The organism is Dactylosporangium sp. CS-047395 (assembly GCF_050942185.1).
Taxonomy (GTDB): domain Bacteria; phylum Actinomycetota; class Actinomycetes; order Mycobacteriales; family Micromonosporaceae; genus Dactylosporangium.
Genome location: NZ_CP192015.1, coordinates 4,485,084 through 4,497,077 on the forward strand (window position 1 = coordinate 4,485,084; position 11,994 = coordinate 4,497,077).

10 protein-coding genes and 1 pseudogene are annotated in these 11,994 nt (G+C 68.2%); 3 read left to right on the forward strand and 8 right to left on the reverse strand.

Going from position 1 to position 11,994, the window contains the following annotated elements; all coding sequences use genetic code 11:
* Positions 1-234 precede the first annotated feature (234 nt).
* The 3 genes from ACQP00_RS20995 to ACQP00_RS21005 all read right to left on the reverse strand — a co-directional run bounded on the left by ACQP00_RS20995 (position 235) and on the right by ACQP00_RS21005 (position 3,825).
* The gene (locus ACQP00_RS20995; RefSeq protein WP_433223934.1) at positions 235-1,860 is read right to left on the reverse strand and encodes a GAF domain-containing protein; all 1,626 of its coding nucleotides are present in this window, start codon (positions 1,858-1,860) and stop codon (positions 235-237) included.
* 147 nt (positions 1,861-2,007) lie between these two features.
* A complete protein-coding gene (locus ACQP00_RS21000; protein ID WP_433221565.1) occupies positions 2,008-2,649 on the reverse strand; it encodes a response regulator in 642 nt (213 codons plus the stop codon).
* A 63-nt stretch (positions 2,650-2,712) separates the two neighbouring features.
* A complete protein-coding gene (locus ACQP00_RS21005) occupies positions 2,713-3,825 on the reverse strand; it encodes an IS630 family transposase (protein ID WP_433221567.1) in 1,113 nt (370 codons plus the stop codon).
* A 365-nt stretch (positions 3,826-4,190) separates the two neighbouring features.
* Here ACQP00_RS21005 and ACQP00_RS21010 point away from each other — a divergent pair, with 365 nt between their 5' ends.
* Positions 4,191-4,451, forward strand: coding sequence for a hypothetical protein (locus ACQP00_RS21010; RefSeq protein ID WP_433221569.1), 261 nt, complete (start codon positions 4,191-4,193; stop codon positions 4,449-4,451).
* Between the two features lie 64 nt (positions 4,452-4,515).
* On the opposite strand, the gene ACQP00_RS21015 is transcribed toward ACQP00_RS21010, so the two are convergent.
* The 5 genes from ACQP00_RS21015 to ACQP00_RS21035 all read right to left on the reverse strand — a co-directional run bounded on the left by ACQP00_RS21015 (position 4,516) and on the right by ACQP00_RS21035 (position 10,660).
* Positions 4,516-5,046: a topology modulation protein gene (locus tag ACQP00_RS21015; RefSeq protein WP_433221571.1), complete on the reverse strand. Its 531-nt coding sequence runs from the start codon at positions 5,044-5,046 to the stop codon at positions 4,516-4,518.
* A gap of 1 nt (position 5,047) precedes the next feature.
* Complete coding sequence (locus ACQP00_RS21020) at positions 5,048-5,572, reverse strand: NUDIX domain-containing protein (RefSeq protein ID WP_433221573.1); 525 nt, start codon at positions 5,570-5,572, stop codon at positions 5,048-5,050.
* 321 nt (positions 5,573-5,893) lie between these two features.
* On the reverse strand, positions 5,894-6,742 hold the full coding sequence (locus tag ACQP00_RS21025) for a hypothetical protein (protein WP_433221575.1): 849 nt from the start codon (positions 6,740-6,742) through the stop codon (positions 5,894-5,896).
* 329 nt (positions 6,743-7,071) lie between these two features.
* Entirely contained in the window at positions 7,072-9,723 is a 2,652-nt protein-coding gene (locus tag ACQP00_RS21030) for an alpha/beta fold hydrolase (RefSeq protein ID WP_433221577.1), read from the reverse strand.
* Between the two features lie 55 nt (positions 9,724-9,778).
* Positions 9,779-10,660: an alpha/beta hydrolase gene (locus tag ACQP00_RS21035; protein ID WP_433221579.1), complete on the reverse strand. Its 882-nt coding sequence runs from the start codon at positions 10,658-10,660 to the stop codon at positions 9,779-9,781.
* Positions 10,661-10,819: 159 nt separating this feature from the next.
* Here ACQP00_RS21035 and ACQP00_RS21040 point away from each other — a divergent pair, with 159 nt between their 5' ends.
* Together ACQP00_RS21040 and ACQP00_RS21045 are read left to right on the forward strand one after the other, a co-directional pair.
* Positions 10,820-11,794 (forward strand): helix-turn-helix domain-containing protein, encoded by a 975-nt coding sequence (locus ACQP00_RS21040; protein WP_433221581.1) that lies wholly within the window; start codon positions 10,820-10,822, stop codon positions 11,792-11,794.
* Positions 11,795-11,801: 7 nt separating this feature from the next.
* Positions 11,802-11,954, forward strand: a pseudogene (locus ACQP00_RS21045) (transposase); the annotation flags it as partial.
* Positions 11,955-11,994 lie beyond the last annotated feature (40 nt).

Below are 11,994 nucleotides of genomic sequence, written 5' to 3' on the forward strand. Positions count from 1 at the left end.
GACGAAGTCCGCGCCGGGATGGTCCTGCAGCGGGTCCTGCTCACCGCCACCTACCTCGGTCTCGCCGCCGCGATGTATTCACAGCCAATCGAGGTGCCAGCCGTCCGCGCAGACCTCCGGGCACTGGTGCACCGGGCCCACGGCCCGCAGCTGGTCCTGCGGTTCGGGTACGCCCCGACGGTCAGCTCAACCGCCAGGCGGCCGGTGCAGGACGTTATCGACCAGCACCGGCCGTTACGGACGTCGCAGCGGCACATGCCAGGCGACTCGGGTGCCGCGGGTAGTCACTGGCTCCACGGTGCAGTCGCCGCCGAGATCGGCGGCCCGGGCCCGCATGTTCGGCAGACCGTTCCCGCTTGGTGCGTCGGTGCCGGTGGAGGTGATCCCACCGCCGTTGTCTTCGACGGTCAGTTCCAGCCGGCCGCCGTCAGCGGTGACGGTAACGTACACAGCGGACGCGTTCGCGTGCTTCGCGACGTTGCTCAACGCCTCGCGCAGTACCGCCAGCATCGCTGTTCGAGGGCCATCGGCAACAGCGGTGTCGACCGGGCCGTCGACCCGCAGGGCGGGACGGAACCCGAGCGCGTCACGGGCCTCGTCGACCAGGTCACGGATCTGTTTGCGGAAGCTGTACGTTGAGACGGCACGCAGCTCGAAGATCGCCCCGCGGATGTCCCGGATCGTCGTGTCGAGGTCGTCGGTGACCCGCTCGACCCGCTGCCGCACGTCGGGCTGCCCGGTCAGGTGGGCGGCGCTCTGCAGCTGCATCCCCGCGGCGAACAGCCGTTGGATCACCACGTCGTGCAGATCACGGGCGATCCGCTCGCGATCGCCGACGACGGCGAGCATCTCCCGCTCGTCCTGCGCCCGGGCCCGTTCCAGCGCCAGCGCCGCCTGTCCGGCGAACGCCTCGACCATCGCCAGCTCCATGCTCTCTGTATCTGGTGCGCCGCCGGTGCCGAACGCGACCACCAGCACGCCGAGCGCGACACCACTGACCGCGAGCGGCACCAGTAACGCGGTGCCAGTGGGCAGCAGTACCGGCCAGTTCGCCGATGCGCCGAGGTCGGAGACGACCGCGACATGGCGGTGTTCAAGGACGTCGGCGAAGTCGCTGCCGGCGACCGGGATCGACCATCCGGTCGCGTCGGCCGGCCCGCCGACCGCGACCTCGACGCGCAACCGCGCCGCGTCTCCGCCGCTGTTTTCCTCGGTGAGCAGCACCATGGCCAGGTCGGCCTCGGCGACCTCGCGGGCGCGGGTCGCCACGAGCTCGAGTGCCTCGGTGCGGCGGACCTCACCCAGCAGCACTGCGGTGATTTCGGCCGCAGCCAACAGCCAACGCTGCCGCCGCTCGGCCTGCGCGTAGAGCCGCGCGTTGTCGATCGCCGCACCGGCTGCGACGGACAGCGCCGCGACCAGATCCTCATCGTCCTGCGTGAACTGCTCCCCGCCGCGCTTCTCAGCCAAGTACAGATTGCCGAAGACGTGGTCGCGGATACACACCGGCATGCCGAGGAAACTGTGCATCGGCGGGTGGTTGGCCGGGAACCCGTACGCACGGGGGTGCCGGGTGATGTCGTCGAGCCGAATCGCCCGCGGCTCCTCGATCAACAGGCCGAGCACGCCGTGACCGCGGGGCAGGTCGCCGATGGCGGCGCGCTCCTGCGGGCTGACGCCATGGTTGATGAACTCGACCAGCATCCCGTCCGCACCGATGACACCGAGCGCACCGTAGCGAGCGTCGGCCAACCGGCAGGCGGCCTGCACGATGCGCTCCAGAGTGCTGTGCAGGTCGAGGTCGTGGCCGATGCCGACCACCGCGTCCAGCAACGCGCGGAGCCGCTCCCGGCTGGTCATCACGGCACCGACCCGGGTCAGCAGCTCCTGCAGCAGAGCGTCCAGGTCCACCCGGGACAGCTCCGGCAACGACAATTCCGGCCGCCAGTTCGCCCGTGAATCAGGTGAACCGCCGCCCGGTTCGTTCGTCACATCGTCAGTCACGGGTCAGATCGTAGGCTTGCGCAACAGCCGCGACGCCAGCACCGCCGCCTGCGTGCGGCGCTCCAGACCAAGTTTGGACAGCAAGCTGGACACGTAGTTCTTCACCGTCTTCTCGGCCAGGAACATCCGCTCAGCGATCTCCCGGTTCGTCAGCCCCTCAGCCACGAGCAGCAGGATCTTGCGCTCCTGCTCGGTGAGGTTCTTCAACTCGTCCGGCTGCTCAGGACCTTTGCGGATGCGGTCGAGCACGCGTGCGGTCACCGCCGGGTCCAGCAGTGACTGCCCGGCCGCGACCCGCCGGACCGCGTCGACGAGGTCCGTACCGTGAATCTGCTTCAACACGTAGCCAGACGCGCCGGCCATGATCGCAGCGAACAGCGCCTCGTCATCGTCGTACGACGTCAAAATCAAGGCGCTGATCGACGGGTCCACCGAACGGACGTCGCGGCACACATCGATACCACTGCCGTCCGGCAGCCGACCGTCCAGTACAGCGACATCGGGCCGCAGCGCCGGGATGCGGTGCGTCGCATCGACCGCGGATCCCGACTCCCCGACGACCTCGATGTCACCCTCCCGCTCCAGCATCTCCCGCAGGCCGAAACGGACCACCTCGTGGTCGTCCAGCAGGTACACCCGGATCATGTGGTCCTTTGTAGTCGAATCGGGGACGATCCCGCCAGCGTAGTGGGCTCGACTGAGCCGTGCTCATCGCCGCACGCCCGGACAGCTAGTGTCCGCGTCAGAAATTCGTCGGCAAAATCGTGCGAGTGACTCGAGGATCTCTTCGGCGGTCTTGGTCCAGATGAACGGTCGTGGATTGCTGTTCCAGTCGGTGATCCACGATCGGATGTCTGCTTCGAGTGACTGCACGCTCTTGTGGGTGCCGCGGCGGATCTTCTGCTCGGTGAGGAACCCGAACCACCGTTCGACCTGGTTGATCCAGGATGAGCCGGTCGGGGTGAAGTGCATGTGGAAGCGGGGGTGCCGGGCGAGCCAGGCGCGGATCTGCGGGGTCTTGTGCGTGCCGTAGTTGTCGCAGACCAGGTGCACGTCCAGATCGGCGGGCACGGTCTTGTTGATGGTGGTCAGGAACTTCTTGAACTCCGCGGCCCGGTGCTGGCGGTGCAGTTCGCTGATCACGGTGCCGTCGGCGATGTTGAACGCGGCGAACAGGCTGGTGATCCCGTTGCGGTGGTAGTCGTGGGTGCGCCGCTCGGGCATGCCGGGCATCATCGGCAGCACGGGCTGGGACCGCTCGAGAGCTTGGATCTGGGACTTTTCATCGACACACAGCACGACCGCCCGCTCCGGCGGGTTGTGATACAAGCCGACGACGTCGACGACCTTCTCGATGAACTGCGGATCGGTGGACAGCTTGAACGTCTCCGCCAGGTGCGGCTTCAATCCGAAGTCCCGCCAGATCCTGCCGACCGTGGACTTCGACATCCCGGACCGTTCCGCCATCGACTTACGCGACCAGTGCGTGGCGTTGCGCGGCGTCTGCTCCAACGTCGTCACCACAACCTGTTCGATCCGGTCAAGGCCGATCGACGGCGGCCGCCCCGGCCGCTGCTCATCAATCAACCCATCGAGGCGGATCGCCACGAACCGCCGGCGCCACTTGCTGACCGTGTCCGGATGCACGCCCAAATTCGTTGCCACGTCGGCGTTCGAGGCACCTTCAGCACACGCCAGGACAATCCGCGCCCGCATCGCAAGCACCTGCGCCGTCTTCGCCCGCCGCGACCACCGAACCAGCACGGATCGCTCTTCATCAGTCAGCACCAGCGGGGTAGTGGGACGCCCGGTCCTCGGCATCCCACCATCCTACTCACACTTAACCGACGAACTTTTGACGCAGGACACTAGCCATTCCTCACCCGCTGGGCCAAGCACCAGAATGTCACGGGCGACCGAGTGTTCGTCAGCCATGTCAGCCGCGTCTACCACTCTTGCCGAGGCTTCATCACCGGCTAACCACCCGCCCGCCGGAGCCTGTCACTGCCGCACCACACAAACGGCTCCGGCGGTCCGCCCCTCCAGTACACGCACTCGCGGCGCGGGATGCGGCGGCCCGCTGCGAGCAGGCGACGTCGGAGATCCAGGCGGCCAGTACCGGCACACTGGTCGCCGCCGCGATCGGTCCTGGCTCGACCCGAACCGTGCCACCGACGGCACCGACGATGGACTGGCCCAGCGGTTGTGTTCTTCAGATTCTGGACGTCTCAGAAGACAACCGAACCTCGGCGGCGCTGGCCAACCAGGCGGGACCGACGTGGCCCCTTCAGCCGGACCAGCTGCACGGCCGTGGCCTGCCGCTGATCGCCGCGCTGTCCGATACCGCCGCGTTCCTCGACACCACCCTGGGGTATGTGCTGTTGCGCGTCACCCGTCGCCTGCCCAATCCCGGCGGTGAACGAGCCGCGGACCCCGCTGGCCAGTAGTGTTGTGTCCGCAGCTGGTAGATCGTCCGTTTTGAGTGGGGGCCTTGGGTGGATGACGTGGCCTTCACAACCCGGCAGGGCCGCGGGTGTCTCGTCCTGAACGTGGCCGGGCGATGAGCTGGTTGGCCTCGCGACGGCTGGTTACGTCGACCAGGACCGCGTGGGCGCCGTGCTCAGCGATGCAGGCCCGGACTCTCGGCGCGTGCCGACGCCTGAAGGCCATGACGTAGCGCAGGAACGCGACGGTGATGCGGTCGTGGACACCGTCCGGGTGCCGGCCGCCGCGGTAGCGCAGCCGACGCCGGGCGATGCCCCACAGGCACACCAGCGGCGGCAGGTCCAGGAAGATGATCGTGTCGGCGGCAGCGAACCGGACCGGCATGCTCGCCGTGGAGTTCCCGTCGACGATCCACGCCGGCCTGCTTACGACGGCGCGTTGCGCGGCGACGAACTCGGCCTCCGGCACGGTGTTCCAGCCGGGGTTGTAACGCAGTGCGTCGAGGTGGGTGACCGGCAGCCCGAGCAGGGCGCCGAGCCGGTTGGCCAAGACCGTCTTGCCAGCACCGCCCGCCCCGACGATCGCGATCCGCCGCACGTCAACCCGCCCCGCCCACACCCGCACCGGGGTCGAGTTCGTGGGGCCAGTCCGCCGCGGCGTAGAAGCGCCCGGACCGGAACAGCTCGACGCCGATCGCGGTGTAGCGCAGCAGCGGGGAGGGCAACGCGTCCAGCGGCGCCCATCGCAGCTCGGCGCACTTGGCCGGTTCGGCGATGAACGGGACGCCGTGCACGGCCGGGTCGGCCTCGAGGTGGAAGAACACGCCGATGCGCGGCACCCCGTCCGGCGGGTGCCAGTGTGTCATCGCCACGACCTGTAGCTGCTGCGGCGGTAGCCGCAGCCCGGTCTCCTCCAACGCCTCCCGCGCCATGCCGCGTTCGAGGGACTCGCCCGGCTCCAGCTTGCCTGACGGAGTGTCCCATTCCGCAGCAGCGAATCCGCCCTGCCGCAACCCGACCAGCAGCTCTGAGCCTCGGGTGTAGAGCAGCAGCAGGTCCACCGGCACCGTGTACGGCGCGTTCGCACCGGCTGCGACGTGGCGGCGTCGGCTATCGGCTGGCATCAGCGGCTCCTGCAGCGGTTGTGGCTCGCACTTGGCCGAGTTTGGTGAGGAACCGGGCCAGCTGCGGGTCGGTGCGTTCGGCTGGCCAGGCGGCGGCCTCGGCGCGTGGATACCAGCCCCACCCCGTGAACTCACCCGGATCGGGTGTGATCGGCTGCTCGGGGTCCGACGCCAAGGGAAACCACAAGGTTGTCGCGGCTTTCTGTACGTGTCCGGATTCTTTGGTCGAGATGGGTTGTGCCGCTGGTGGTCGCCTGGCATGTCCAAGGGAGCGCTCGGCCGAGCGCTGACCGTCGGCTGGCAGGGTCGAGGATGCGGCGGCTACCAGTGGAACTGTTGTGGGTCCTTGCGGACGAACCTGTTCGGGTATTGGTCGAACGCCCACGTATACAGTGATTGATAGGCGCCGGTATCGATGTCGTGCCCGGTCCGGTCCTTGATCGCGACACCGGCCTTCCACTTGAATGCCGTGGTGCGCAGGGGTCCGGACTCCGGGCACTTGCGGTGCGTTTGGATCTTGCTGTCGATGAGCAGTTTTACTTCGACGCACCATTGCACGAAGGCTCGGTGTGTGCTGGCGGTGATTTGGAAGACCTCCTGCTCGCCACGATCCAAAGTCTTTGTCTCCGTGGCGCTGAAGTACGGCTTGCCGAACTCGCCGGTGTCCTCGTCAACTGTCCGCGCAACCGGATCGTTCTCGTCGAGATTGAAGCCGATCTGTGTCAGGGCGCCGCCTCCTTCGGGGCCGGCTGCCAGCAATGTTCCTGATAGTGGCTCCTTTCGGTCCATGACTACGGCGCTGACGTTGATGACGCGGATCGTCGAGCGCCGTCGTCCTTCTACGATGAGCTTGAGGAACGTGACCTCTGGGTCAGCCCCGCCGTGGGTGCGGGCCCAGGCGCGGAATGGTTCGATGTTTCCGGCGTCCTTGTCGGATTGCTGCCCGTACGGATTGGAGAGCAGTGCGTCGTCCTGCGGTAATGGCTGCAGCGGGTCGGGGAGTATCCAGGTCTCGCCCTGGATGTTCTGGTCCCGCTCAACGATCGCGGTGACAGCGATGGCCGGCGCGTCGGCGGCGTCCTCAACGACCGATTTGCCAAAGTCGGTAAGCATGGCGGCGACGGACACCGCGAGCGCGGCGACCACGCCGACGACGAAGGTGGTAGTCACGGTTCTGATTGCTGTCCTACCTGGCTTGCCCCCGGTGGCCCCTTGCTCGTTGAGCCGACTGCGTCGAACAGTGGTTGGGCGTGGCGCAAGTGCGCGGGCGAGCGGTCGTTGCAAGCGCTTGAGCACGAGGGCCCCTCCGATCGGCGTGCTGCTCGACATCGGACGCACCGATGGTATGAGAACGGTCAAGAACGGCAGGACCGCCCTCCGCGGCTCACGCTAAATAGGCGGATGTAGATTGGCGTTGCGGGGTCGGTGGTGCTGACCTTTGTGGCGCCCGGGTCGCCGGTGTCACCGTCTGACCGGATGAGACCTCCGGGGTCGCGCCGCTACTCGCGATGCCGGCGCAGTGCGGTGGCGAGGGCCGTCTTGAAAGCGGCCTGGAAGCCGATGAGGTGCCTGGGTGCCATGACGGTGTAGTGCTCCCCGGCGACGTGGATGAGCTCGGTGTGGTCCCGGCTGTGGTCGCGCCAGGAGGCGAGCTGGCGGGTCCACTCGTCACGGGTGCCGGTGAGGGGACGGGCCTGGAAGACTGTGGTAGTGCCGACCGTGCCGGTGGGGACGTAGGTGGCGCCCAACGAAGTGAGCGCGTACGTGAGGTCGGCCCAGGCGGCGAACCGGCCCAGGTCGAGGTCGAGGTCGCTCAGCCGGGCGGGCGAGCAGGCAGCGTACAGCGCGGCGAGCACCTGGTCACGCGGCAGCCCGTCGAGCTGAGCGGGGAGCCCGTCAGCCGTGTTCCGATCCACCAGTTCCAGGAACAGCGTGAGGATGATCGCTGACCGGGTGGGATCGAGGGCGCCGAGCCACGGGCCGACGTGCGGCGGAATGTCGACCAAGCCCAGGAAGGCGATCGTTTGACCCTGCTGCTCCAGTCGCTTGGCCACCTCGAACGCGACGATGCCCCCGAAGGAGTACCCGGCCAGCAGGTAGGGCCCATCGGGCCGCACCGCCCGGATCGCCTCGGTGTAGCAGTCCACGAGCTCGGCCAGGGTGTCGAACGGCCGTTCCTTGGGGCCGAACCCCCTGGCCCGTAGCGCGTGGAAGGGCCGCTCTCCGGCGAAATGCCGGGCGAGGTGGACGTATCCCAGGATCTCGCCGGTGCCGGGGTGGATGAAGAACAGCGGCGCGCCGGTGCCGCCCGCCTGCAGGGTCACCACCGGGTCGTAGGCGGCCACCGCCTCGACGTCGAGCATCGCGGCGAGGCCGCGGACGGTCGGGGCGGCCAGGATGGTGGACAGCGAGAGCTCCGTGTGCGGCGCGACGGCGCGGAGCGAGCCTTTGAGCGTGAGCGTGTCCAGCGACGTGCCACCGAGGTCGAGGAAACTCGTGAGCGCCCCCACCTCGCCGCGCGGGAGGCCAAACAGGCCGGCGAAGAGGTCGGCGACGGCCTTCTCACCGGCGCCGGCCGGCGGGACGTACTCCGGCCGGCCGAGCGTGAGCAGCGCGTCGGCACTGGCTTGTTCGGCGGCGAACCTGCCCTCCTCGACCGCCGCGCGAAGCGCGCGCCGCTGGATCTTCCCGAGGCTCGTCTTGACGAACGCTGAGCGAGGCAGCACGAGAATGATCGATGGGCGAAATCCCCAGTGCAGCGTGGCAGTGTCGCGGATCGTGACCAGCTGCCGGTGGCGGCCCGCCTCGTCGTCGGCGGGGAGGGTCGAGGCGAACGCGATGGTCAGGCGCTCTGTGTCGTCGCCCGGATAGCGGACCGGGAACACCGCGATGAAGGAACTGTCCACCCCGTCGATGCGTTCGAGTACGGACTCTAGGTCGTGGCTGTAGTAGCGGACGCTGTTGACAATGATGTTCTCCCGCGCCCGGCCCACCAGCGTGACCATGTCACCGTCCACACGGGCCAGATCCCCGGTCCGAAACCAGCCGTCAGCGGTGAACGCGTCGGCGTTGGCCCGCGGATCGCCCAGGTAGCCCGAGGTCAGCATCGAGCCGCGCAGGTGCAGTTCACCATCCTCGGACAGGCGTAGCGCCAGCCCCGGAACCGGCTGGCCGACAGCCGCGAACTCGCCATCGGCGCCACGCTCGGGGAAGGTCCGGTTGTACAGGCCGCCGGCCATGATCTCCGTCATGCCGAACGCCGGGCAGAGCGCGTCGCGACGCAGCCCCGCCGAGGCGAACTGGTCGAGAAAGGTCAGCGCGGTCGGCACCGGGTTGGCCTCCCCGCCGGACACCAGCAACCGCAGCGACGACAGGTCGAGCCCGGGGCCGGGCTCAACCCGGTTGAGCAAGCCCAACAGGAAGTTCGGCGTGAACGCCATGGTAACCCGCTCGCGCGAGATGACCTCCAGGAACCACATCGGATCGGCCGACACCTGTCCAGGAGTGGTCTGCACCTGCCCCGCTCGGGCCGCCATCGGCAACAGGTGCGTCTCCGACAGCGCGGCCACGTGATCCAGCGCCAGCCAGTTGAGAACGACGTCGTCCGGCCCGAGCTCCAAGGCGGCGGCACTGGCCGCCACGCCGGCCAGCACAGCCGACTGCCGTAGGACGACCGCCTTGGGTCGGCCGGTCGACCCGGACGTCAGCACGAGCAACGCGACGTCATCCGGGGCCGCGACCGTCGGCACCGCCGGGTCCCCGCCGCCCAACTCGCTCAGAGCCACCGATCTGATGCCGGGCAGACGCTGGTCCCGGACCACGAACAGGGGTCGGCCCAGCAACTCGTCAACATGGCCGATCGACTCGGCGCTGGCCGTCGAGGGGACCGGACACACCGTCATCGCCCCAGACATCGCCGCCCAGAACAGCGGGATGAACTCCTCCGGGCGGTCGAGCAGAAGCACGACCCGGTCCCCGGCGCCAGCCCCCGCCGCACGCAGCCCCGCCAACCAGACCAGCGCCTGATCAAGCAGTTCCGGGTAGGACATCCATGACCCGGCGTCGGTGGGGCCGCCGGTGCGGAACCTGATCCCCAGGGTCGGCTGCTCCTTCGCCACGTCGCGCAGCAGGCCACCCACATCGTCCGGCATCGAACACTCCTTGCGGCACCCGCAGCGGTCGCTGCGCGGAAAGTCCGGGTGACGGTCAGGCAGGGTTGATCGTGAGCGCACCCATGCGCACGATGAAGTCGAGTGACGTCTGGGCGACCTCGGCCCAGCCGTGATCGATCGTCAGCGAATGTCCCCGGTTCGGAAGGACGATGAGCTCGGTGACGCCCGGATTCTTCGACTGGATTCTGTACGCCTGCTCCGTCGGCTTGACCGGCACCGTGTGGTCGGCCTCGCCGCCAATCAGCAGCAGCGGGCCGCGGTCGGGATTCTTCGTGTCGACCTTGGTTTCGGCGAACGGGTTGAGGTTTGCGGACACCACCTGGAAGATCGGGTTTCCGGGGGCCGCGACGTGGAACTCGTCGTACAGGGCGCGAGCCTCGTCCTCCTCGAGCGCGTTGGCCCACCCGTACCGGAACTCATCGAAGGAGAGCGTCACACCGTGCTTCAGGCTGCTCAGGTGGCCGACCACGGGCGCGGATGACTTCAACGACGAGAACGGCACCGAGAGGACACCCTGGAACGGCGCCGGGTCGATCGCGACGGTAGCCACCGAAGCGCCCTCGCCGGCAATCTTCTGGGCGATCAGCCCGCCGAACGAGTGGCCGACGACGGCCGGCCGCACCGCCAACTCCGCGATTGCGGCAAGGTAGTAATCGGTGACCTCCTGCACCATCTTCGACGCGAACGCATCGGGGTCGGCGCGAGCGGCCTCGATCGACGGCGGATCGTCCGGCCAGCCGGGAGCGACAGTGCTGAACCCAGCCTCCTCGAACACCGTGCGCCACCTGTCCCAACTGCTCGACAGCAGCCACAACCCGTGCACGAACATGACCGGGCGCCGGCCCGACTCGTTCGCCCGAGCAATGTCGGCCCGCTCCTGCTCCGTCGGGGTCGGCGGGTTCGCGCTGACTGCCATGATCGTCTCCGTCCGTCTCGCTTGAAGAACCTGCCTCCAGGCTCCACGCCCGGAACCGCTTCGTCTTGAACGGCACCGAACCGGTTTGTGCGCGCTGCGCACTGACGGTGTATCGCCAATTGGCTACCATCATCCAGGGTCGGCAAGGGAAGGAATGCCATGACGATCATGCTGGACCTCGAAGAGTTCCCGATCACCGACGACCTCGACTTCCTTCGCGACCAGATGCTGCGGGCTCCCGTACCCCTCGAACTGGACCCGCACCCCGGCTCACACGTCATCGTGCGGTCACGCGTCGCCGACCTCGGCTCCGTGCACCTGCTCTCCACCAGGGCCGGCGGCGGCGACGTCGTCCGCACCGAGCGGCTGTCACGGGACAGCACACCACCGGGGCTGACAGTCAGCGTCGTCGATCACGGAGTGGCCACCGTCATCCGCGACGAAACAGTGGTCCAGCTGCATCCGGGCGACGTGGCCCTGTATGCGACCGCCGAACCCTATCGCCTGGCATTCACCCCCGGCGCCCGACGGTTCAGCTACCAGTTCCCGCTCGACACTTTGGAACTCCCGTGGGACGTGATCCACCGGCAGCTCCACCGTGCGATACGGCCGGACGGCACCACCGCCGCCGCCGTCTCCGCCTTCCTTCGCAGCACCGGACGCACCGCGCCGCAGGCGTCCGACCGGGAGCAGCGGTCCCTGGAGCATTCGACGCTCGCCCTCATCCGCCTTCTCCTCACCCGGGTGGTCGCAGACACCGCACCGGGTCGGGCCGCATCAGCGACGTCGCTGGCGATTCGCATCGAGGAGCACGTCAAGGCTCGGCTCGAGGACACGAGTCTCAGCGCGCGTTCGATCGCTGACGCCTTCTCGATCTCCGAGCGCTACGTCTACCTCATTCTCGCGGGCCGCGGCATCGATCTCGGCGACATGATCCGTCAACGCCGTCTCGACAAGGCCGCACGGATGCTCGAAGCGCCCTCGACAGAACACGTCACGATCTCCCACGTCGCCCATCACTGTGGCTTCGCCGATCACTCGCATTTCTCACGCTCGTTCCGCGCGCGATTCGGGATGTCACCCACGCGTTGGCGGGCGCTGCACAGGAAACGCGTCTACGACCTACCAGAGTGAGGCCACAGAGCACCGCCGAGGGCACGGCTCGGTATATGCCGCGCTGGCCGACGGACGTGTCGACGTCGAGCGGCTTCGCACGGCGCTGGCCGCGGTACCACTGCCACGGGCCGTCGACGGGCGGCTGGTCCTCGCGGTGGACATCACCTGCTGTCGGCGGCGGCCTGAGACTGACCCCCTGGCGGCGGATTGGAATTGAC